General features: G+C 43.9%; 19 protein-coding genes. 12 read left to right on the plus strand and 7 right to left on the minus strand.

The features are described 5' to 3' along the window. The first annotated feature begins 490 nt into the window (after positions 1-490). The 6 genes from TJ79_RS04320 to hmpA all read left to right on the plus strand — a co-directional run bounded on the left by TJ79_RS04320 (position 491) and on the right by hmpA (position 6803). Entirely contained in the window at positions 491-1270 is a 780-nt protein-coding gene (locus tag TJ79_RS04320; protein WP_052339254.1) for a spore coat protein, read from the plus strand. A 575-nt stretch (positions 1271-1845) separates the two neighbouring features. Then, a complete protein-coding gene (locus tag TJ79_RS25695) occupies positions 1846-3510 on the plus strand; it encodes a P-loop domain-containing protein (protein ID WP_052339255.1) in 1665 nt (554 codons plus the stop codon). Between the two features lie 192 nt (positions 3511-3702). Next, positions 3703-4194, plus strand: a complete 492-nt coding sequence (locus TJ79_RS04330; RefSeq protein WP_040949037.1) for a 2'-5' RNA ligase family protein — start codon at positions 3703-3705, stop codon at positions 4192-4194. A 139-nt stretch (positions 4195-4333) separates the two neighbouring features. Beyond that, the gene (locus TJ79_RS27935; protein WP_238322778.1) at positions 4334-4441 is read left to right on the plus strand and encodes a hypothetical protein; all 108 of its coding nucleotides are present in this window, start codon (positions 4334-4336) and stop codon (positions 4439-4441) included. Positions 4442-4776: 335 nt separating this feature from the next. Then, the gene (locus tag TJ79_RS04335; protein WP_040949038.1) at positions 4777-5229 is read left to right on the plus strand and encodes a VOC family protein; all 453 of its coding nucleotides are present in this window, start codon (positions 4777-4779) and stop codon (positions 5227-5229) included. 353 nt (positions 5230-5582) lie between these two features. Further along, on the plus strand, positions 5583-6803 hold the full coding sequence (hmpA, locus tag TJ79_RS04340; protein WP_040949039.1) for an NO-inducible flavohemoprotein: 1221 nt from the start codon (positions 5583-5585) through the stop codon (positions 6801-6803). Positions 6804-7385: 582 nt separating this feature from the next. Here hmpA and TJ79_RS04345 read toward each other — a convergent pair. After that, the gene (locus tag TJ79_RS04345; protein WP_040949040.1) at positions 7386-8351 is read right to left on the minus strand and encodes a helix-turn-helix transcriptional regulator; all 966 of its coding nucleotides are present in this window, start codon (positions 8349-8351) and stop codon (positions 7386-7388) included. A gap of 274 nt (positions 8352-8625) precedes the next feature. Here TJ79_RS04345 and TJ79_RS04350 point away from each other — a divergent pair, with 274 nt between their 5' ends. The 6 genes from TJ79_RS04350 (at position 8626) to TJ79_RS04370 (ending at position 13007) form a co-directional block, all read left to right on the plus strand. After that, positions 8626-9072 carry a serine hydrolase gene (locus TJ79_RS04350; RefSeq protein ID WP_162162912.1) on the plus strand — a complete coding sequence of 149 codons (447 nt, stop codon included), beginning with the start codon at positions 8626-8628 and terminating at the stop codon, positions 9070-9072. 273 nt (positions 9073-9345) lie between these two features. Then, entirely contained in the window at positions 9346-9477 is a 132-nt protein-coding gene (locus tag TJ79_RS28400) for a hypothetical protein (RefSeq protein ID WP_272944734.1), read from the plus strand. 7 nt (positions 9478-9484) lie between these two features. Then, positions 9485-10096, plus strand: coding sequence for a hypothetical protein (locus TJ79_RS04355; protein ID WP_040949041.1), 612 nt, complete (start codon positions 9485-9487; stop codon positions 10094-10096). 317 nt (positions 10097-10413) lie between these two features. Further along, positions 10414-10797: a MerR family transcriptional regulator gene (locus tag TJ79_RS04360; RefSeq protein WP_040949042.1), complete on the plus strand. Its 384-nt coding sequence runs from the start codon at positions 10414-10416 to the stop codon at positions 10795-10797. A 73-nt stretch (positions 10798-10870) separates the two neighbouring features. Further along, positions 10871-11842 carry an aldo/keto reductase gene (locus TJ79_RS04365; protein WP_040949043.1) on the plus strand — a complete coding sequence of 324 codons (972 nt, stop codon included), beginning with the start codon at positions 10871-10873 and terminating at the stop codon, positions 11840-11842. 328 nt (positions 11843-12170) lie between these two features. Further along, a complete protein-coding gene (locus TJ79_RS04370; protein WP_040949044.1) occupies positions 12171-13007 on the plus strand; it encodes a class I SAM-dependent methyltransferase in 837 nt (278 codons plus the stop codon). Positions 13008-13499: 492 nt separating this feature from the next. Here TJ79_RS04370 and mprF read toward each other — a convergent pair whose 3' ends face one another. The 6 genes from mprF to TJ79_RS04400 all read right to left on the minus strand — a co-directional run bounded on the left by mprF (position 13500) and on the right by TJ79_RS04400 (position 24446). Continuing rightward, a complete protein-coding gene (gene mprF / locus TJ79_RS04375) occupies positions 13500-16175 on the minus strand; it encodes a bifunctional lysylphosphatidylglycerol flippase/synthetase MprF (protein ID WP_040949045.1) in 2676 nt (891 codons plus the stop codon). Positions 16176-17324: 1149 nt separating this feature from the next. After that, positions 17325-18950 carry a response regulator transcription factor gene (locus tag TJ79_RS04380; protein WP_040949046.1) on the minus strand — a complete coding sequence of 542 codons (1626 nt, stop codon included), beginning with the start codon at positions 18948-18950 and terminating at the stop codon, positions 17325-17327. Beyond that, positions 18943-20706, minus strand: coding sequence for a sensor histidine kinase (locus tag TJ79_RS04385; protein ID WP_040949047.1), 1764 nt, complete (start codon positions 20704-20706; stop codon positions 18943-18945). The genes TJ79_RS04380 and TJ79_RS04385 overlap by 8 nt, the downstream gene beginning before the upstream one ends. 43 nt (positions 20707-20749) lie before the next feature. Then, positions 20750-21628 carry a carbohydrate ABC transporter permease gene (locus TJ79_RS04390; RefSeq protein WP_040949048.1) on the minus strand — a complete coding sequence of 293 codons (879 nt, stop codon included), beginning with the start codon at positions 21626-21628 and terminating at the stop codon, positions 20750-20752. 11 nt (positions 21629-21639) lie between these two features. Further along, on the minus strand, positions 21640-22536 hold the full coding sequence (locus tag TJ79_RS04395; RefSeq protein ID WP_238322780.1) for an ABC transporter permease: 897 nt from the start codon (positions 22534-22536) through the stop codon (positions 21640-21642). Positions 22537-22640: 104 nt separating this feature from the next. Continuing rightward, on the minus strand, positions 22641-24446 hold the full coding sequence (locus tag TJ79_RS04400) for an extracellular solute-binding protein (protein WP_081756695.1): 1806 nt from the start codon (positions 24444-24446) through the stop codon (positions 22641-22643). Between the last annotated feature and the right edge of the window lie 77 nt (positions 24447-24523).

Genomic DNA, 24523 nt, shown 5'->3' on the forward strand with positions numbered 1-24523 from the left:
ACCCATGTCACTTCAGAAACACACAAGGAAAGTATGGTCTCTAAAACAGTGCTTCCTAATAATTAATAAATCTAGAAGGCCCAGCGTGTATGTAAATCGCACACACAAGGGCTTTTTTTATTAGGGAGAATATCTATTTTTTAATAAGGAAAACTCACTCACTATAATGTGATACATATAATGGTGTTGTCAGGTGACAAGAACATAGGCCGAATCAGTTCCGCGTAATAAAGGTTATACCAAAATCACTGCGTTGACGAAATACCGAGGGCGTGAGCAATCACGTCCTTTTTGTGGTGAAAAATGGACTTTTTCAGAAAATCGCGAAGAATGAACCTTCGACTAGGCACAAGCATAGTATGAAAAGTAATTATTATGATTTGCGGAGGTCATATCCGTTCGTGTGTCCAGGCATTAGATGGTTAAGAGTTTCAAATCCTTATGGAAATCGCACGGTACTATTCTTGTTTTTGAAAAGGAGAGCAATATCATGCAATATCCAGTCCGAAATCTAAATTCGGGATTTCTAATTGATCAAACAACTGGTTTTTCCAGAAACATATATTTATTAGACTTTAAGCAAGGCGATGTAAACGGAGATGGTATCGTAGATAACATCTATTTATACGGCAATAAACCCGACGGACCATCTGGAGTATTTGCTGACAATATTACACTTAGCATCCAAGATGGATTTTCTAAACAGCATACAACCCTTAATCTTGAGTCCAACTCTGGATATAATGCCAGGCTTTTTCTTGGGGATTTTAACAAGGATCACATAAGCGACATTTTTATTAGCATTGATTCTGGCGGAAGTGGAGGATATGGAATTTTCTATATCTATTCATTTAAGAATAACCATGCACGTATATTGTTCGATTTTAACCAATTCAATCAAGATCATAAATTCAAAGTGAATTATGAAGATTTTTATAAGGTGAGTGTGAGCAGTCCTGAACTCGACGTGCTTTTCATGATCGATATAAGCAACAAAGGCCCTGATTATTTAACGCAATATTACAATGAAAATGGAAAACTAAAACATCCAGTCAGTGGCGAGGTTCTAGCTTTAGGAGGTTTATTTCCGATCGTTACAAACACTAAAAGTATGAGCTATGATTTACTGGCTTTGCAGCGAATTATTGGAACATCAAATGCTGATACTTTAGGTTTTGTCGAAACCCTTTTGACATGGAACGGAAAAAAATTTATTTCCTCAAGAATGACGGTTGCGATATTTAGTACAAAGCTAATTGCACTTTATTAGCATCATTCGGCAGATATGCCGCAGATAGCCTTTCTTATAGGAGCAGCCGACGGTTGGATTGATTATAATTAATCTTTCCATAGATTGTGGATGATCTTAATGTTATGATTATATTGTTATAAAATAAAATGTAACGAGGTGAGGACAATGAAAACAAAAAATATACGTCCTATCCTCATGTTTCTTTTTAGTTAATTTTTTTACGAGTCCATTAGGCTCTGAGGGTAGGATTCACTCTCAGGGCTTTTATATTTAGTCAGAAGGAACGTTTATGCGCTCTTTCTGGTCTATGACAGCCACTTATGGAGTGGCTGTTATTTTTTTGGCCAAAAGGTTGGTCAAGTCAATAATAACTCGATTTGGGGGAATAGGTATTGAACTTGAATTACTTAGGATGGAATCCGTTTCGTCATTACCCTGATCCAAAGGATAAGGGGCCACCTTCTTGAGATATCGTTTCCACTTCGGCCTCGTTTCCCAATATTCGCCGCTTTCCAACTATGAAAGGATGATGCTTTATTAAAAGACTCGCTCACTATTTTCGCTCCTTACAATCCGGACAGTCCTCTTACAGTATGATTTATGAAGGTTCATACTATGATCAAGGGGTGACGATTAGTGACCCAACCTATTGGAATAATGATGTTGCCTTTTACATTGAACGGACACATAAACTCACACTGGATAAACCATGCATCACTATAAGAATACCGTTTGACCGTCTCGGCTTAGATGAAAATAGGGATCCAGTTGTTCTCTCCGATTTTGCATTAAGAGCATGGGTTGATCATATTGAGGCATTAAATGAATTGATTTATAATCGGTCACGTTCTGATAAAGATAATGGTGCTTTTTATTGTTTTCGTCCAACCAATGTGGTGTTGCAACGTAATGTATCCTTTGTCGAAGTCATCTCGGAAAAAAGGTACCTTTGCCTAATGATTACCGTTCAACTTCCTTTCAAGAATAATGATAAAGCTATGCGCATGCTCTGCAAAATGCTTCCAAAAGAAGTGGAGGAGTTTATCGCCAAGTTTGATCTCATCCAATTAAATGCTGCTTATGAATTGGTAAAGAAGCAAAATAGGATTCGCGAATGGTTGAAATCCAGTGATTATTGTGCGTTTATTGCGAATGGCAGCATTTTTCCAAGAAATAAAGATAACAGCGGGCCACTGGTGGGTGCCTTGCCATTTACATCCCCGGAAGATATTGAAGTTGAAATTTGCGGTGTGCGAGGAATGGGCATAAAACAGGGTGTGACGGTCATTACCGGCGGTGGTTATTCGGGTAAAAGCACATTGCTGGATGCACTAAATTCGGGGATTAACAATCACATCATAGGCGATGGACGAGAATTTGTGATTACAGATCAAAGCGCAATGGAAATATCGGCTGAGGAAGGTCGTCCTATAAAAAATATCAATATTACGCCATTCATAAAATGGATACCCAATGGTTCGGCTGAACGGTTTTCGACTGACTACGCCTCAGGTTCCACGTCTCAAGCCGCAAATATTATGGAGGCAATCAACTTCGGTTGTAAACTTCTTCTTATTGATGAAGACAGAAGTGCGACGAATTTTATGATTCAAGATAGCAAAATGCGTTCATTAATCAAGCATGAACCCATTACCCCTTTTACGGAACGTGTCAGGGAGCTTTATGAGGCTGTTGGCGTATCTTCCGTTCTTGTTATTGGAGGTAGCGGTGAATTTTTATCCGTTGCCGATCAAATCATCCTGATGGACAATTTTGTGCCAAAAAACGTAACCCAGGAAGCAAAAAATTTATGCGAACACGACAAACCACGCGAACGTATCCCCCTTACAAAATGGGAGATAGAAAGAAAAATAACTACCGATCACTTTTCGAGCTATCCCCAGGGCAGTGGTACAGAAAAGCTGACGGTTTCAACCATGGGATACATGGTGATAGGTGATGAACAAATTGATATCAGAGGGCTTTACAATATTACATCACACGCCCAGCTTGCAGCGATTGCCTTTTTAATTCGAAAAATCGCGATAAGTAATCAGGATCGTGTCATCTTTCTTCATGAGAAGATCAAAAAGGCTCTCGAAGATATGGAGAGAGAAGGAGTAGATATTGTATTTTCTTCCTTTTTTCCTGGTTTCGAAAGATGGCTTGAATTACCGAGAATGAATGAAGTGTTATCTGTCTTTAACCGAATGAAACATTTGAATTTTATTCAGCTTGAGCCCTCTGAACACCTCTAACGTTTATCCAATTAGGAGACGGGTTGAAGTTGAGGATGCTCCAATTTCCGCTAAAGTCCTCCATATAAAAGCCAGGGCGAAAAGGAACTTCAGGCCAAGTTAGCTCGAAGTAATGTGATTGTGCAATAGAGAAAAATATTGTAAAGTAATATTTGGAATTATGCACATAATTTATATTCTTAGAGGTTAAAAATGGACAAAAAGATTTTATGCGTGTTGGCAGGATATGACGACAATACGGAACAGCACTTGGCTGCTATGCAGAACAAGCTATACGAAAAGGGTTTTGTTGGCACCCATACAAAAGATCTGCCGCAACATATAACATTGGGCACTCTTTCTGTTGAAAAAGAAACCGAATTAATCAATTTGGTTATCCGGGTTTCACAGGAAATCAAACCTATTGATATCACATTTAACCATATCGGAATATTTAACGGTTCCAATGTGCTGTTCGTAGCGCCAGATCCAAACAGCAATCTTTTTAAGTTGAAAGAGAGTTTTGGCGAAAGTTATAATTGGACTCCGCATACAACAATGTTGATTGATAAGCCGGAAAATATATATGCCGCTTTACCGGCTTTGGCAGGAAATTTCAAATCATTCCAAGGCTCAATACAGAACATCCATTTATACGAATTCTGGCCATCTCGCCACATTCTGTCTCGGACATTCATAAAATGAGCATTATAACCCGAAGGAATAATAAAAAGCTCACTGAAAATAAATACAGTGAGCTTTTATTATTAGGTTTCTTGAAGCATACGTTTGTCAGTATCGCAAAGCAGTATGGCCTAGAAAGCGGTGAAATGGTTATCGTTTTGTGGGATATGAGGACCTTGAGTTGTCGACTCAATTGCTACTGAAGGCAGCGGTAAAACGGGGGATATCGATTGAAATGATCGATCACGATGAAAATTCGCGTTGCTAAGCAAAGGAGATATCACGAGTATGTAACGCAAACCATTAAAACATCGTTGGATTCATATAGCACTGTTTGCCTAGTCGACATAAATGGCGCATACTGGGTGCAATCGGAAAGAGTTAAATTCCCGATGGTCTCAATTAATATAGAACTCGCAAAATTGATAATTGAACACAAAAGGTTCATACGAAGAAAATTCCCAGGTGATAAAAATCCGAAGAATCCTAGTTATCATGAAATCTGACAAGATGTTAATCATTTGAAAGAAAATGGAAGTTTTTGAATAGAATAAATATGAAGATGATCAGGTAATAAATTTGTACACATAAGGAGATAAAACTATGGGAAAAAACAAATTACTAAGAATGGACAATGTTGGCATCGCTGTAGAATCCCTTGATGATGCAATTTGTTTCTTCGAGGAAATTGGCTTGAAGCTCGAAGGGCGAGCTACTGTCGAAGGTGAATGGGCTGGTCGCGTAACCGGGCTGGGTTCACAGTGTGTAGAGATTGCTATGATGGTTACCCCAGATGGCCACAGTCGACTTGAACTTTCGCGATTTCTCACCCCACCAACTATATCAGATCACCGAACTGCTCCTGTAAATGCCCTCGGTTATCTACGCGTCATGTTCACCGTTGAAGACATTGACGAAATGGTATCCAGACTCACTAAGTTTGGTGCTCAGCTCGTTGGCGAAGTGGTTCAGTACGAGGACTCGTATCGGCTCTGCTACATTCGTGGAATTGAAGGGCTTCTAATCGGATTGGCGGAACAACTCGGTAATAAATAAGTGACGTTTAAAAGAAGAGTTAACTGAAATATACAGGTTGCATAGATATGTTTGTGTCATTAGAAAACTCACTGATAATGTATCAGTGAGTTTATTTCATTTTCAGAAAGTGTATAAGTTGACACTTCATATATTGCAGTATGGCCAATGTAAATTGACCTTGCTTCCTCTGGTGGGACACTTTATACTCTCTTTTTCCAAATAGTGGATAATGATTTTCTCCGATGCCAAGTCTCTAGTAGAAGGGTGCTGTTCACGTATTCTACACAACTAGTGTGATTTGTGTCACAATCCGCAGTGGGGAGACGAGATAAACTGTCCAAGAACTTACGACCAAAGGAGTGAACGGCTACATGTTATCTACTGAAACTATCCGCATAATCAAATCAACCGTTCCCGTCTTGGGTACGCACGGAACAGCCATTACGAAGCGGTTCTATGAGAGAATGTTCACATCCCATCCGGAACTGCTGAATATCTTTAACCACGCCAATCAAAAACAAGGAAGGCAGCAGACCGCCCTCGCCAATGCCGTCTATGCCGCTGCCGTTCATATCGATAACCTGGAAGCGATTCTTCCGGCCGTTGTCCAGATCGCACATAAACACCGGAGCCTCGGCATCAAGCCTGGCCACTATCCCATTGTCGGCGAGAATCTGCTCGCTGCTATTAAAGAAGTGCTTGGGGACGCCGCTACGGATGAGATCATCAATGCCTGGACTGAAGCATATGGGGTTATCGCCGAAGCATTTATCGGGGTGGAAGCGCAGATGTACAACGAGGCCGTCCTGCAGGAAGGTGGCTGGGAAGGGTTCAGGGAATTTGTAGTCCGACGGAAAGTCCGGGAGAGCGACGTCATCACTTCGTTCTATCTGGAGCCGAAGGACGGCAAGCCCCTTGCGTGCTTCGTGCCGGGACAGTATGTGACGGTCCAGGCAAAAATCCCAGGGCAAACGTACACCCACAACCGGCAGTACAGCTTGTCGGATGCACCGGAGAAACCGTATTATCGCATCTCCGTCAAGCGGGAGGATGCCCTGCAGGGCCGCCCCGCAGGCATCTTTTCCACTTATCTTCACGAGCAGATCGGTGAGGGTGATGTCCTGTCGTTGTCGGCTCCCGCAGGGGACTTTACGCTGGACCGGTCGGGCAATCACCCTGTCGTGCTGATCAGCGGAGGAGTCGGCCTGACCCCGATGATGAGCATGCTGGCCGATCTGGCCCAGTCCGGCACAGACCGGCCGGTTACCTTCCTGCATGCAGCCCTTCACGGCGGCGTGCATGCCATGAAGGAACAGGTAAAGCAATTGACCGAAAAGCGGGAGAATGTTCAGGCGTTCTTCTGTTACGAAATGCCGACGGAGGAAGACCGGGCAGCGGGCTTCTGCTATAAAGAGGGTTATATGGACCTGCCTTGGTTGCAGTCCGTCGCGCCCTACCCGGATGCTGATTTCTATTTCTGTGGGCCGGTTCCTTTCATGAAAGCCGTCTACCAAGCTCTCCAGGAGTGGGGCATTCCCGAAGATAGGGTCCACTACGAATTCTTCGGCCCGGCCGGGAACCTTAATGCCTGAAGAAGGGGATAGAACGACGAAGCGGCTGTTCAATATGCTCCAGTGGAGCTCGTCCAATAAGAGCGATTTGAGATATTGGTACTTTTGCGCGAGTTCGAGACATGCTAGGTATCTATAGAGCTGATCAAAGCATTGAACGTCGACATCGGCTGCATTTCCCTCGTCGGTGCGTATAAGTCAGGGGACAAGAACATGACAGCTTAAAAAAACCGCGTTAATCGCGGTTTTTGTTTTATGTTATGACGTTTACTGTTAAAGTGTTGGCAGATCTCTTTCTTCTATAGTCTGTATGTGCGATAGAAGAAATGTATCAGACTCTACCGCTTCTTCTGCAGAAGATTAATGTTGTATTCCCGCCAGAACCAATGGCGGTTTTTTTATGTGATGGGCAGGAGCGACTTATTTTTTATCATCATAAAAATCGATCATTTAGTTTATGGCATTAAATACATGTATATACGGCAACAGAGAAATGTATAAGTGGAGAGGCTTGGTGCAGCTTTTCGGATTTATGGCCAAGTGAATGGAATATTGTTAAACAAGCAAGTTCAAATCAATTCTCTGGATATATTCGCTTTTTATTTACTTCCGTACTGGTCTGATATACTTAAAAAACCGTTCCGGATTAAAATAAAAGTAAATTATTCTACCGGGGGAAGTATCAAAGCAGTAACCAGTTCCTGCAAAATCAAAAGTTGCCATTGCCTTTTCAATCTTTTCCTCCACACTACGATTTTCCTGCTCATAACCGAATGGTCCATGTTCAAAAACAATATACTCGGCTTCGGGAACATCAATCATAAGCATTTGTGGTGGTACTTCTCCATTATAATCAAAAGGAAGACGTGCACCATAACACTCTGTACGTGGAATACCCCAATCGCAGAGTCTGCCGTCCGGGTCATTAATGTACGCCATAATCTGACCGCTGCCACCGTTAGATTCGCTCCCGCCATCGTCATCCAATTTGCCCTTGATACTATCGAGTAAGCCGCAAATTGTTTCGCAGTCCTGTCCCGGAATAAGACTTTGCTTTTGCCAAAAATCCCAATACCCATTACTCTCATAGTTTTTAATATGCAAAAATTTGTGTGCGGGAATGGTTACAAAATAAATTTTCACATCATCTGTAGATTTCATCATACCAATCTCTCCAAATCCTAAAAAGTAGCGGTCGAAAGGGTTTATTTTTGTACGAAGAACGACAGGCTTAGGCTTTTTTCTGTATTCACTTGGAGTTACACCATATGTTCCTTTGAAGGCTCTGGTAAAAGCTTCATGTGATGAAAAACCATAATCAAAAGCAATATCCAAAATGCCCTTTTCACTATCCCGAACCTCTTTTAATGCAAAGGCTAATTTTCTATGCCGCAGATAATCCCTCAATTGCATACCCGATATTTCTCTGAATTTTCTCGTTGTATGAAATTCAGAATAACCCAACCTGCGAGAAAGAAAGCGTAGTGTCAAGGCTTCATCATTATAATTTTTAATACATTTGTCAATTTCATCAACGATTATTTGAATTTGCTTCTGCCACTCGTACATTCGTCTGTTCACCTCGTTTCAACTACCCTACATTTATTATAAAAAAATAGAGAGATTACCACTTGATTTTACTTGCTGTTATTTCATTTTACTCTTTTTAGTTCTGCAATCATCTTTTCAATTTTGCAGCCACCATAAGTTGTTGGTATGTCAAGTACAGTTAAAAAGGTTGCTAACAACAATTATTTCTTCAATAGTAGCGTATACCTCAGCAAACGTAGATGACATTTTATTCATATGGTTTTATTTTCACAAGTTAAGGCATTGAATGCTTATGGAGAAAAGTACCACATTGCTTATTATCGGCAGCTTTCATGCAGCGGCCGTACCTGCCGTGAATGTCGTCGCTACGGCTCAGGCGTTAGCCTGCATGTATGCATCACTGATTGGCCACGGTGTGGATGGTGGTAGACGCCTGCTCGAGCCAGCTTCCGTAGTGGAGGCGACGTCACTGCATTTTGAAGGCATCGACGAAGTTGCGCTCGCTCCTATAAAATTGGGGTTTGGCTATAGCCTTAGTCAAGATGGTGATACCATGGGTGGCAACCCGATGGCTTTCGGCTATGCCAGTTTGGGTGGCATGATTGGATATGCCGATCCATCGAAATGCCTTGCCGTGGCGGTACTGTGTAATCGTATGAAGGGTGGAAGGGGAAAGCGGTCCCCTGATCGACTTGTATCTGATCTAATCCGTGAGAAACTAAGTAATGCTGAATCATAATTTTTTGCCTTAAAAAGAATGGCCCGACTTTAAAACGATGTCGGGCCATTCTTAATTCGTGCCGACAGGCAATATGATTATTTAGTATACAGCAGACATTTTACCGGGGTGTAAGCCATCCGTTGCGAAGTAAATAACTTTGAATCGGTCCTTTTTTTGTAATAGTACCAATAAAACAATAACAATTGGATATAACTCAATATATATCTATCGTTAGACTTCGCGAGTGGCTTCCTTTGCTACAATTGGAGAAAAAAAGGAGGATTTGTATGCATGAAGCTAATTGCATCCGCAGAGGAAAAGCAAGATAATGCTCGGCGGGTTATTAGACCTTCTCTTATGACGACACAACAGAATGTTCACTATCGAATTAAAGATATAGTACAAAAGAAAAAGGAGCGATAACAACTCCATGCTGACTAGAAATAACCAATTTGTAATCTGGTGGTTTTTAATAAGTCTTATTGGTTATATTGCCGCTGGTTTTTTAACCCACTTCCCCTCCGGAACCAATGCGCAAACAAGTTGGAACCTGGATGAAGCGGGAGGCGGTTTGGCCGCGGGTACGATAGGCGGCATTTTAATAGGGGGTCTTCAATGGATCGCTCTAAAGATCGGTGGGTATAATTTTGGGGGCAGATGGATGCTCGCTGCTGTGGTTGGATTTGCGCTAACCCACTTTGTGGGGGACATAAGGCCGATATCTGTTCATTTTTCATGGCTCGGTATATTTTGCGGGACTTTAATCGGCGCCCTTTTTGGATTAGTACAGAGAAGAAAAGGAAACGTAATTTATTGGATGATTATCGGCGCAGTAACAACTTATGTCGCCTTTTACATTAGCGATTATGTCGCAGATGCTGTGATACCACCGGGTTGGACGCCTGGATCTGGACAAAAGCGACATACGATCTATGGATTCATCATTGGCTTAATTCAATCTTCGGTTATGCTGTATCTTTTAAAGCTGCCCCTGAGCAAAAAAACAATGGCCTTTAGAGGATTCGACTATCGGAAACGATAGTTCAATAAATAGAACCCACCCTACCAGCCGTGAATGCTGGTGGGGATTTCATTTTTTTGGTACATTTCCTGTTCTCTATAACCGTTAAGGTGAACGTTAATACCGAATGGTAGTAGTCATCAGACCGCCGGCTTAAAAATTGGCGGTTTCGAGACGCTGGACTGGAGCTCACATTTCTGTACAGCGATTTCCTCAAGATCTTCTTGCAGCAAGGCTAAACCTTCCTTATCCAACTGAGACTTGTTATATTTGTTTTCCTCTAGGTGAACAATATAGAATGAGCTAAAGTAAACTTTAGCATAAAGGGGGTTTTTACGATGTACACAATAAATGAAGTTAGAAAAATGTTTGATCTCTCCACTTCAACATTACGGTTTTACGAAAGCGAAGGAATCCTCCCTAAAGTCGGTAGAGATATTAATGGACGAAGGGTATACGACGATTCTCAAATAGAGTGGCTGAATCTTCTTGTCGCCTTAAAAGACACAGGAATGCCTTTAGAACAGATAAAGGAATACCTTCAGATGGCGTATGAAGGAGATAATACCTTGGAACAAAGAAGAGAAGTTCTATTAAGGCATAAACAAAGCGTTGAGGCGAAATTAGCATTAACGTTGACTCATCTTGAAAAAATAAACAATAAAATTATCCTATATGATGTGCTTGTTCTCAAAAAGGACCCTCAGAAATTCACTATATAATTTTCAAACTTGACTTAAAGAATACTTTAACTTTTATAGTTTAAGGTGTGTAACCTAGAAGGGACGTGAACTTATGAGAACAAGATCATTAGGAAATTCTGATATAACCGTTTCATCTATTGGATTAGGATTGATGGGAATGTCTCCAGGAGTATATGGAAGTGTCAACGACGATGATTCGATTAAGACTATTCATCGAGCCCTCGAACTCGGAGTCACTCTGCTGGATACTGCGGATACTTATGGCAATGGTCACAATGAGGAACTTCTAGGTAAAGCCTTGAAAGGACGCAGAGAACAAGCTATCGTCGCCACCAAGTTCACCTTTGGTCCGAATTGGGAATTCATCGGTGGCCATCCCGATTATGTTAGGAAAGCGATCGACGAAAGCTTACGGCGCCTTCAGCTCGATTATATCGATATTTATTATCAGCATCGAGTCGATCCAAGTGTTCCCATCGAAGAGACTGTAGGGGCAATGTCGGAGCTTGTTAAAGCAGGTAAAGTGCGACATCTCGGTCTGTCGGAGGCAGGGGCATCAACTATTCGTCGTGCTAATTCCGTTCATCCTATTTCCGCTGTGCAGACTGAGTATTCATTATGGAGTAGAGATGTAGAAACTGAAGTAATCCCCACATTAAATGAACTAGGAATCACTCTTGTCGCTTACAGTCCATTAAGCAGAGGTTTTATCTCCGGCGAATTACGCACATTTGAAGATCTGGCCACTGATGATCTTCGCAGGTGGATGCCACGTTTCCAAGGGGAGAACTTCCAAAAGAACGTGGAGATCGTCGACAAGATCAAAGAGATCGCTCAGGAGAAAAATTGCACGCCGTCCCAATTGGCAATCGCCTGGACAATAGTCAATGGAGCACTGCCGATTCCTGGAACGAAGCGAATTAAGTATCTGGAGGAAAATGTAACTGCGGCGGATGTCCTTCTTACAAAAGAGGACCTGGAACGTATTGAAGCCGTTAGCCCTAAAATTGCAGTTGCAGGGGAACGTATGACTGCAGAAGGCATGAGTGCAGTTAATCTATAAATGACCAGAGTTGATTCATGAAATTTCATTAGATTAAGCTAACGATGAACGTTAGTTCAATCAAACAGCAGCAGTCTCGGACTTTATCTTCACGTCCATGACTGCTGCTTTTTCGAAGTTAGGATCAGTCTAATTCTTAATTCTCGAAGCCTGACAGTTTGCAATTCGAAAAACTGCGCTGAGAGTTTGGAAAATTGAGAATGAAAATAGGGACAAGTCTTAGTATAATGGTTTGTAAGCGGATTCTAAGGAGGTGGTTGTATGAGTGAAAGCGATATTAGTGATATTACCCCGATTATAAAACCAAAAATTATAAGGAGATGCTTTTATGAGTTACAACCCCGAAATTCCAAGAAGCCGATATGATAACTATGGTGACCGTGAATGGACACGTCTTGAAAAAGATGGGCATGGCGAACTTTTATATCAGGTACATCTTGATATTTTGAAGCGTTATATAAAACGAACCGATAAAGTTTTAGAAATTGGTGCGGGTTCAGGAAGATACACAAAGGATATTGTTGCAATGTGTGCTGAATTGACCATTGCAGATATATCTAGTCATCAAATTGAGTTCAATAAGTCCAAAATGCGCGAGCTATCATTGATTGACAGAATAGAAGCATACCATGTTTTAGATGTTCTTGATATGAGTGTCTTTGAAGATTCCTCTTTCGATTGCGTTGTCTGTATAGGTGGTGTAATCAATTACCTTTTGGACAAAGAGAAAGATGGAATACAAGAAATTCTAAGAGTGTTAAAATCGGATGGCATATTGATTGTTGGGTCCATGAGTTTCATTGGCGCTTCGCTTTATTATCTTGAAGGTATAAGGTATGAAAAAGACCAATTCGGGCTTGAAGCTACAAGGTGGGTTTTTGATACAGGTGTTCAAGACGAAGAGCATTATCCAGTTGAAAGCAAGCATTACGTCCATATGATGAGAAGCACCGAAATGGATGCTTTATTTGCTCAGTTTCCTGTAAGAGTTCAAGAGAGAAGCTCCGCTGGTTTATTTACGCAAGCAGGAGATTCTGCTTTAGAAAATGCTCGCAACGACAAAGAATTTTGGAAGCTAATTGTCGAAAAAGAAATTGCGTTTACCAAATTACAGGGCACTCTTGATTGTGGAATGAATATCATCTATGTTGTGCAAAAGTTGTAATTTCCGCCACTAATAAGCATTTTCTACAGTCTACATATGAAAACGGCGGCGCGATAAAACACTTTGCCGCCGTTTTCATATGAGCACTGCCCGTTAGTTAAATAAAACAGCGACCGCCTAGGACGTGAAAATAAAGTCCTAAGTGCCAGAAACCCAGTCCAGAAGCGGCTTCACGCCATCCACTGGGCTACTTTGTGCCCCCGTGTTACCAGACGGGAACCCAGATTTATGTTCCGTCTTGCTGGTAATCATCCTTCGTACAACCAGCATATTTTATAGTAAAACAGAAGCATCCCGTTTGCTTATATGGGCAGGCGGGATGTTATCATTTACGGCATCACTAACTTAAAGCGAAGCAGGTTAAAAGCTTCCTGGCCTCTAAGTAGGCAGTGAGATGAGGAAGGCGAGTATCTGCCGATTCCTGATTATGCCACTGGCTTTATTATCGATTGGGTATTCTGGTTAGAGACCGAGCTATTTTTCGTTTCCTTATTATGAATTGCTTTCATTGGGAACTCTCGGACGACGGGAGATTAACCAAACCAGCTCCAATAACAAAGTGGGCAAATATAAACCTCTCGGATAGGCAAGATAACGCGGTTCCCATGCCGGCGAAAATTTTTGCTTATATTTACGCAAGCCCTCAAAACCATACCAGTGGCTTCCATATCGAAACACCAAACGCGCTAGCTTCTCTTCTCTCATCGCTCCATGGCTCTGCCCGACTCTCGATAATGGAGCCATGCCTAGGTTAAATCGGGAATAGCCGTTCTCTTTGGCCCAGTCCAGGAGCGAAATGAACAACATGTCCATCGTTCCGTTTGGCGTCTCTTTAAGGTGCCGCATCAGGTCAATGGATAAGGTGGATCCATCGTCATAACCGGGGGCGAGCGTTGCGAACGCGATGATCAATCCGCCGCCATCCTTGAGGATCGCAATCGGGGCCAACTGCAAGTATGTTTCCTGAAACCAGCCAAGTGAATATCCCTTCTCATGTCGACCCTTTAACCAGTCGTTTGAGATCTTTTGCAGCCTCTCGATGACGATCGAATTGAAGGGAGGCTTCAGAACTTCAAAGTGGAATCCTTCGCGTTCGAACCGGTTCTTGACCGTCCGCAAATTCGTATTACGCTTGCCACTTAAAGTAAACGTGTTCAGAGGAACGATTGCGTCTTCTCCGAGCTTGAAAAATCTAAAGCCGTTCTCGTGGTAAATAGGCAGATATTCCGGCGACACCTGGTAAAAGACGACTTTTAGCGCATACCGGTCGGCATATCCTTGGAATTCTTGAATGGCTCCGCTGATCAATTCCGGCTTGCCGATCGGATCGCTGAGTATTGCGAGCTTATTGCGGACCTTAGCGAAGGGGATCAGGACTTGATGCTCGGCAGCCCAGTAAAAACTTTTGTCTCCGGAAAAGAGCATATGCGTCAGCAAGTTGCCTTGGTTAACTTCCAAGAAGCTTTGCAATTTCAGACGCTGTCCTTGTGTTGCGCCATATCTTCCCATGCGAACCGGACGCAACACCCATAGCATCGAAAAAATGAGCCAAGCGATAGCTAAACCGAGTATGATGGTGGTCTGTTGTTCCTGTGGGGTGAATAACCAGCGAATATCCGCATTGGGTGGTATGCGGCGAGTGGAACCGGGATGAGTACGGCTGGCAATAAGGTCATAGATCCAGAAGAGCAGGAAGGTAGCCAACCCCCATTTGGCGATTTGTTCTCTGCTGAAGGGAACGCCAATGCGATAAAATCGATCTCTAGATAACCATAGCAATACGGCTACGATCAAGAGGAAAATTGCTTCCTCGAAATCGAACGCTTTGATAAGCGTAAAGATAGCGCCGGCGACGATTAGAAACAGGGTCCATCGATAAGCGCGTTTGATTCGCAGGGATATGCCTCTCGACAGAACGATCAGCATAATGCCAATGATGACACTCAGTTGAAGGGACAGCTTCATCAATGGAATGGACAAGATCTCCTCGGCGACGTGCAGGCGACGCCATAACCCAGGCGTTGCAGCCGATGACAGCAGAGTGAGACCGCTCAAAAAAACGAGCTTGCCCAGAGACCATGCGCCGAGTTCTCCAATGAAACCTACACGCCCCGGCCAATTCCATATTTTTTGCCAGCCGGTTAATGCTTTTTCCATCTCTTCAGCATCATCATCGTCCTTTGATCCTTGTACGTTGCGGTTGTTCGAGAACTCGAAAGCGGAGATAATCAGACCGATGAACCAGGGAACTAGGTAATAAAACATGCGAAACGTGATCAATACAGCAGCGGCATGGTCCGGTCCATATCCGAATCGACGGAAACCAATCAAAGCAGTAAGATCAAATCCTCCGAGGCCGCCCGGAACGAGACTGATGATTCCGGCGATAGCCGAAACCGTATAGATGCTATAAGCATGACCTATGGAAATGGGGGAAGGGAGCATAGCTAGCGAGATCAACCAGAATGTGATTCCTGCGAAAAACCACTCTATGAAGGAAGAGCCTATCCCGTATCCGATCATTTTCCATGTGAACCGGCCTTCGTCTCGCCTGAACCACTTCGCGAATAACGGCGTTCTCTGAAAAAATGCGAAGGCCGGCAAATAAAGTGCAACGGCCCAAGCGGCAACGATTTGCCAAGAATAGGAGGGATAAGCGGATCGCATAGGGATGACCTCGAAGATACCCAACCAAGCCAACACGGACAAGCCGGTTATGGAAATGGGCGACAGAAACGCGACAGCGCGAAAAAGTGTCTTGGACGGAACTTGCTTGTTCCGGTACAAAATCATTCGTAAACTCGCACCTGTCACCCCTGCAAACCCGACCAAGTTATTCGTCGTATTCGCTATCCATGCGTAACGGAAGGTATCGGATGCACGGAGAGGCAACCGATACAGCCCTCGAATCAAGAAATCGTATACGCTCATTGAAGCGACCGCTAGGAGCGAAATGGTAAGCAGCCAAGCCCATTCGCCTGTTGGCAAGCTTCGAAATAGATGAAGTGCTCTGCCGAAATCGACTTGTCGCAACTCCTTCTTGGCTTCCCAATAGATTAACCCGATGACGGCCGCCGGAATGAAAAATCGAAGAAGCCGAACACGATATAGGGATGCGAGTATATTGACGATTTTCCATTCCTTGGGCGAACCCCATGATTTCCGCATACACATTCAGCTCCGAATAGCAAAATCATTCAGTTCTCTATCATGCAGAGATTGGCGCGGCGATTATCATGTTTTTTGTACCTCTGATCATCGCATGGTGAGGCGTCAATGCCTTCGAAATGTACCGCGATTACATGCCGGGTATTACCATTACGACACTTATGATATCCTTACGCGCTTCACCTTATTAAACGAACAGGGGAGTTTGAAAATATGGTGATAGTACCTTTACGTCGTGCTCCAGTGTAGGTGAAAAGGGCATATCGCTTTATTGGGTGAGATAGTTGAATTCTTCGACCACACATTTTGACAAACAATTTTGATGCCGTAATAATGGCGTGGGGATCGTTTTGCAAAATATCCCGTTGCTCCATGAAAATCGAACCTCCAAACGGAATGTAATAAATGGGGGTGGTTGTACAAAAAAAGCCTGAGCAACGGATTGACCGTAACTCAGGCAGCGTAAGAAAGCTGATTTGCACATATGTACAAAATACGAGTTTTGTGAAGAAGTATTAGCGTAGTTATTAGAGATATTTCAAACGCTTTTGTTCAGCCCGGTTTTAGATCTTGTTTTGAATCGTCCGATCATCATGTTAACTGTTTTCATTTTCGTATTTGATGACTTTATTTATCGCTACTTAGTTACTATTAATCCCACACAATTCATATTGTTTTTACTTTACTCGAACTCGCTCAATTTTTTTACGCACTAATCTTTTTCTACGAATTTATTTTAATCTAATCTCATTTCTACGAATCTTCGAACTTGTTTGATTTCATTAAACGATTCGGTTCATTCATACATCTCAGGTTGTCATTTTAGTGCATAGTCGGTCTCTAGGATTATTTCTCATTATTGGCTTCATGATTATGTGTTTTTATCGAATTAATGTATTTGATCAACCTTTATTTAATTGATCACATAAATCATGAATTGCTTTTTATCCTTGATATCAAATCAGTTTGTACTTATGTATCTCATTATTTACTATAATAATATTATGTAAACATACAATTTTACTATTAGCACAAAATGGAAAAACCAAAACGGCTGAGAAAATGATCATCCTGGGACAACCATCTTCTCAGCTCGTACGTCAACTTTTTTGCTCCTCTTCCCCACTTTTATATTGCATACCAGATCGCTTAGTCAATCACTCCCGTTCGATCGCGATATTCTTGGGGTGTCATGTTTGTGTATGCCTTAAATAGCTTAATGAAATGCGGCACTGCCTGATATCCGATAATTTGGGTGATCTCGTATATTTTCTTCTCGCTGCTCCTGAGTAAATACGAAGCCAATTCCATCCGGTATCGAAGGATATAATCGGTCAAGTTGTTCCCCGTTTCTGCCCGGTAAGCTCGGGATAAGTAAGCTGGATGGAGACCGACGTATGCTGCGATCGTTTGTAGCGACAAATTATCGTTCAGGTTCTGTTCAATAAAGCGATGGACTTTGTCGACTAAACCTGTTTGCTTCTCGGTGGAATCTTCCGATTGTTCTCTTAAGCAGCGGAAAAGGCAAAACGCCCACTTCTCCAGTTGTTTAAGGGAAGGAGCGGCCGGCATGAGACCAAATGAGGACGCGCCAAACTCACTCAAAAGCTTACCCTTCTTGTGCGCCGTATACTGGTAGGCGTTGGCGATTGCAAAATACGCTTCATTGGCATGCTCGGGCGGGTAGTTCACGCTTTTCAGTTCAGCGAAGATTTCGATGAGTTTGGCTTCAGCATGAACCCAATCTCCCGTATCGAGCAAATGGATCAGGAGTGGCGGTCGATATAGCGAGGTTAGCGTTCCGATCCGAACTGGATCGATATTGCTATTGCCCGCGATTCGTACATATTCACCTTGCCGTTTCTCATCTATCAATCTCATGCCATCGATGACGGATCGGTACAATTCGGGAATGCCATCGGGAAAATAGGCTCTGTTTTCGGCCAGCACGATGGAGATTCCGCCATTTAGCAGTGATTCCGCCTTTTTCTTCAATGCAGCAGCTTGAACGTCCATCATATTCCGGAAGATCTGCTCTCTCGTGTTCATGCATTCTTTGGCAGAAACGAGAACTAGGAGATATTCATTTGCATCACGGCAGAACCATAGGTGAAAATTTTCCTGAAACAGCTCCTCCGCCATATTCGCAACGGCATATTCGATAAGCTCTCTGTCCATTTTTTCGTATTCTTGCAGCTTGCCTTCCAGCCGAACGGCGAACATCCCTACGGTCTGCTGCGCGGAAAACGGCAAATTTAATAGGAAAAGCTTCCGTTCCAGTTCCACTTTAGGAATCCGGTTATCGTACAGTAGACGATTAAGCAGTTCCCCTTTAAGTGTAGGCAAATTTTCGCGGAACGCATAAACGTCGCGATGCTGCTGCTCTTGCTGCTTCATTTCGGAAGCCAATTCTTCTACTAATTTGGCCAGGATGTTCTGAAGCTGATCGGGGTTTACCGGTTTCATCAGGTAGCCGGATGTATTATAAGGAACAACGCTTTGCGCATATTCAAAATCGGCATATCCCGAAATCACGATGATTTTGGCTTTACGCCCCATTTCGCGAATTTCCCTTACCAGTTCAACCCCGCTCATTTCCGGCATGCGGATATCCGTTATGACGATGTGGATTGTTTGTTCCCGATAGAGCTGCAAGGCTTCTTCACCGGAAAAGGCTTTGTGAATTCGGCCTATTCCAAGTTTGTCCTTCGGAATCGAAGCGGCAATGCTGTCCACTTGGGAGGGAATATCGTCTACGACAAGAACTTCAAACATCGGAATCGCCTCCTGTATTCATCATCAGCCCTACGCGAAGCCCTCCCATAGAAGAACGTTCAATAAGAAGCCCGGAGGATGGTCCATAAAAATGCCTGAGTCGCTGATGAACATTACTCAATCCAACGCTTCGATTCGTACTCGTCTGGAGCTGCAAGGAGTTTTTTAAAACTTCCATATCCTCTTGCTTCATACCAACTCCGTTATCATCCACGATGAGCGTCCAACCGCCTTCTGCCCTGCTGCCGGTGATGATGATCTCGAATTTCCCCTTTTTTCCTTCCATGCCGTGCACAATCGCGTTTTCAATTAACGGCTGAAGCAACAGCCGGGGCATTAAAATTGACATCATGTCCTCTTCGATCTGTTCATGATACTCCAACCGTTCGGACTGCATCCGATGGATTTCCAAATAATTACGGATTAAATCCATTTCTTCGGCGAGTGAGGTCAGCTGTTGCTCCGTACGCGTTGTATAGCGGTAATACTGGCTCAGGTGCTGAGTGAAAGCGACGATTGCTTTCGTCCGATCAAGCTGGGCCATGCTTTGAATATAGGCAAAGTTATTATACAAAAAATGCGGGTTGATCTGAGCCTGGAGGTGCTTGAGCGATGACTCTTTGGCCTGGAGCTGCTCTGCATATACCTTGTCGATCAACGTCTGAATCTCTTCGGACATCAGGTTGAACTGCTCGATCAAATAATGAAACTCGTTATTCGATCCTCTTTTGATCTGATGCCCATATACGCCCCTACGTAGCAATCGGACTGCGCGGATTAAAGCGTTGATTGGCTTTTGCACGTTGCGGTATAGCAGAGCTGCGGTGGCGACGCCCATCCCCATCAAAAGTAGGCTTGCCGCATAAAACATCCGTTTGCTGTGATTGATCGGTTCCAGTACCTTATTCATTGGCTGAAAATCGATTAAATACCACCCAAGGGAGTTTGAGGTTACGTAATTGACTAGATAAGGTTGATTCCGCAGCGTTATTTTGACAGAGCCCTCAGTCGGATTCTGCGCTTTGATGCTATCGAATTGTGCGGTCATGGCGCTGATCAACTCGGAATTCACCCCTTGCGGCGCAATCGGTTCAAAGCCCGGCCGGTATAGAAAAGGCTGTCCGACACTACCCTGCATAAAGCTCTCCAGCATTTTCTTGAGGTTTTCGGACAAGAACGTGACTTCGACAATCAGATTGGGCTCTAATTGTTTGGCAAACGTATCCAAAGGCGTCATCAAATGCCGCACGAATGCTTTCTCTGGTCCCCGCTCCGTCGAAATAACACGGTAATCCCATTGCTGTTGGCTTGTGTTCTGGAAGTATTTCGCATCATAATTCTGTTTCAGGTTCGTGGAAACGGCAACTCCGGAAAGCGGTGAATAAACGGTAAAATCATTCGCCCACTCGAAGGATGTTGATTGCATATCCAATTTCTGCAGTAAAAGCTTTTTGGAGGTCAACATGGCATAATCGAAATCGGCTGAGGATTGAAACTGCATCTGGACCGCATCCGAGTCGGATGCAATAACAAAGGCCGCTCTCCATAACCGGTCCGCTTCGACGTCCATTTGCTCCACGAAAAATCGGATCCGGTTCAGGTTGACTTGAAGCAGTTCCTGCTCGACGACGGCGGTGCTGGTCTTGTTTGACGAATTATACAAGAACGCGATGGGAATGAGCGTCAGAACGATCACGATCACGACTTTCGTGAAGATATTCATTTTGCCGACCGTTCCGTGTCCGATTTTCGCCATGCTGCTCCTCCGATACGATTGCAGAATCCTTACGGCTGTTTGTCTAGGATTTCACAGATCCCAACACAATTCCTTTTACGAAATACTTTTGCAGAAATGGATATACAAGTAATATCGGAAGTGCACCAATGAAAATTTGTGCCGTTTTGACGGTACGGTTGGAAAAGTTAGCGACGCTCTGGGATGTTACACCGATTCTTGATAAATTATCGCTCACGATCATGGAATGCAAATACGTCGCAAGTGGATATCCGTTGGGATTGGACATGTAGATTACGCCGTCAAACCATGAATTCCAATGAGTAACCATCGTAAACAAAGATAACGTCGCAATGGACGGCATCGAAACGGGTAAGTAAATGCTCCATAGCACTCTCAGATGCCCGGCTCCGTCAATATAAGCAGCCTCTTCCAAATCGAGAGGTATCGTCCGAAAAAAGTTGAGCATCAAAATCATATTCCATACGCTGACGGCTGAAGGCAAAACCAACGACCAAATCGTATCGATCAGATGCAGCTTGCTCACCAATATATATGAGGGAATCAGCCCACCAGAGAATAGCATCGTAAACACGAAGATCCAGATGTAAAGTTGTCGTCCCGGGAATTTATGAACGGACTTCGACAAACTGTAAGCGGCCATCGTGACCACGGCCATCGAAATCACCGTGCCTAATATGGTCCGCTCTGCGCCGATCCACAAGGAGCGGATGAAACTCGCGTTGCCCAGTGTCTTGACATAGGCATCCGTAGTAAAGCCGACCGGCCAGAAATTGACGATATTCGCCGTTGCCGCAGCCCGTGAGCTGAATGACACCGCAAAAACGTGAATGAGCGGAAGAACGCAAATCAGCGACAGCAGGCATAGGAAAATCGTGTTGAAAACCGTAAAGACGGTGTACCCTTTTGAACGGTAATGCATGGTCGCCCTCCTTAAAATATCCGGTAGTTGGCCAACTTGTAAGCCATTCTGTAGCTAATGACAATCATGATAAAACCGATCGCCGACTTGAAGAGTCCAACCGCTGTTCCGAAGCTGAACTGTCCGTTGTTCAATCCTTCTCGGTAGACAAAGGTATCGATGATATCTCCACGGGAATACACAAGGGGATTGTACAGATTCAAAATTTGATCGAATCCGGCATCCAGAATACGGCCTAAGGACAACGTCGCGACGACGATGACGATCGGCATCATGAGAGGGATTGTAATCGATATGACCTGCTGCCACCGGGAAGCTCCATCAATTTCGGCCGCTTCGTACAAAGCCGGATTGATCCCTACCAACGTGGCCAGAAAAATAATCGCAGAGAAACCGAATTCCTTCCATACGTCGCTCACAACGACCGTTAACCGGAACCATTCGCCTTTACCCAGGAAAAAGATGCTCGGGATGCCGAAGGAATTCAGCATCCGATTGACGATTCCGCCTTCCGTTGACAGAATATCGATCAGGATACCGCCCAAAATAACCCATGACAAAAAGTGCGGCAAATAAACAAGTGTCTGCACGACCCTCTTAAAGTAGATTCGGCTCACTTCATTGAGCAGCAAAGCGAAAATAATCGGAATAATCAAGTTCATGATTAGCTTCAACCCGGCAATGATTAAGGTATTCAAGATAACCTGCTTGCCGTCCGGATAACTGAACAAGTATCGGAAATGTTCCAGGCCGACCCAAGGCGAACCTTTAATCCCTAGCCATGGCTCATAGTCTTGAAATGCAATAACGGCCCCGAACAGCGGAATATACTGAAATACGATGCACAAGATCAAGGCCGGCAATAATAACACGTGAAACGGCCAAGTTTTTCGCCAATACGATGCCATTACACTCACTCCTATCATCGAAAATTAAAGAAGGAGCGAGCCAAGGATGCCGCTCCTTCGTCTTCAATTATTTCTTCTATCAGTTTCAATACATGAGTGTATTTTTATTTGTTATTCGCATACCATTCGTTGACTTCGTCCGTGATCTTCTGACCGCCGTTTTTCAGCCATTCTTTAACGAATTCGTCGAAGTAATCGACTGGTTTTTCTCCATAAATAATCTTGAGATAGCTTTCGGTAGCGAGCTTCTTCAGCAATTCGCCTTTTGATTTCATGGTTGGGGTCGTCGGACCGGTATAATAGTTTTTGCCTTCGGTGATATTTTGGTTGATCCGAACGCCCTGGGCAGCAAGCTGCCGCGGTTTCAGTTGCTTAACGTCTATCTCCATTTGCGTTGTCGCCTGTGCATTGGGATCGGCTAAAAACTTCTTGATCGCCGATTCATTGGAATGCGGGATGCTCGTAAAGTTGCCAAGAATATTGGTCATCATGTAGCGGATGTCAATGGAACTGCCGTCTTTCAGAGGCCATTGATCAGCCGGCACGCCGGCTTGTTCGAAATTGCTCTTGATGATTTTCCCATTGTATTTCACGTAGTCGTATCCTTCGTGATAGCCGTCCTTCCAACGCGGATCGTAATATGGATCCCCTTGTTGCTCCAGCTTTTTGGCGAAAATTTTATTGAAGTATGCGAACCAGGCGTCGATATGTTCAAAATCTTTGCTGAATACCGTGTAGCCCTGTGACAGCGGCTTCTCTGCGCGTCCTACCAATCCGGTTGGGCCGGTTGGAAGTGGATAAGGCTCGAAATCAGCTTTCGGATCGTTCTTGGTGGCGTCTCCTAATGGCCAGTCACCCATCCAGGCAGGACCGAACATGATACCCGCCTTGCCGCTGGCTGCCAATTCGGAAGATTTGGACGGGTCCTTGATGCCGGCTTCTTTATCCAGGTAGCCCTTGCTCATCCAATCTCTCATCTTCTGTAAATAGAGTTTGGCGTCGGAATTGATCGCACCGTAGCTCAGTTTGCCGTCTGCGCCTTTGTTCCAAAACAAGCGCACATCGTACGTGTTGATCATTTGGTCGGTGAGGGCGCTGAAAATTGCGTCCGTCTGCCCCATCCAAGTCCAAGGACCTTCTTTCAACGGTACAGTCAAACCGATCGTGTCGTTCTTGCCGTTACGGTCGGGATCGTTTTCCGTGAATTGCTTGAGAACGTTCTCAAATTCGTCGAGGGTTTTAGGCGCCTGAAGGCCAAGGGTATCAAGCCAATCCTTGCGGATCCACATGACCGTGCCTTCGTCTCCCATGAAAAATGACGGTAATCCGTAAATCTTGCCGTCCTTCTTCACTTCACCCAATGTGTAACTGTACTTCTCTATCAACTTTTTATACTCAGGATGCGCATATTTGTCGATGGCTTCGTTCAAAGACATCAGTTTGCCGGAGGCAACCAAGCTTTGCAGCGGATCTCCGCCAGCTGCGAATGAATCCGGAAGTTTGGCACCGCTTGACAGCAGCAGGCGCAGCTTCGTATCATAATCTTCCGGTTTCGTTACGATAAAATCGAATTTAACATTGATGCCCATATTCTCTTTCATCCAGCGGGTATTGGCGTTATCCTCCATGGATTCGCCGGGCTTGAACGCGTTACCCCGAGAAGTGCCGTCGTCGACAATGGCAGTCGTAATCGTAACCGGCGGATCGAACTTCTGATTCCACAGTTCTGCTGTCGCTTCCGGCTTGCTGGTTTCCGACGCGGACGGACTCACGGACTCACTTACCGAACTACTAGGCGATTGACTTGCCGTGCTTTTGTTGTTACTGCCCGAACAAGCGGATATCACCGGCAATAACCCAATCACAAATGAAAGCACGCATACTTTTGCTACATTCGCAGATCGTCTCATAGCTTACCCCTTTTAAAATAGAATGTCGGTACATTTCTCATTTTGTCGTTGCAAAAGGACTATGTATATAATTGGAT

It is taken from the genome of Gorillibacterium massiliense (assembly GCF_000455485.1).
Classification (GTDB): Bacteria; Bacillota; Bacilli; order Paenibacillales; family NBRC-103111; genus Gorillibacterium; species Gorillibacterium massiliense.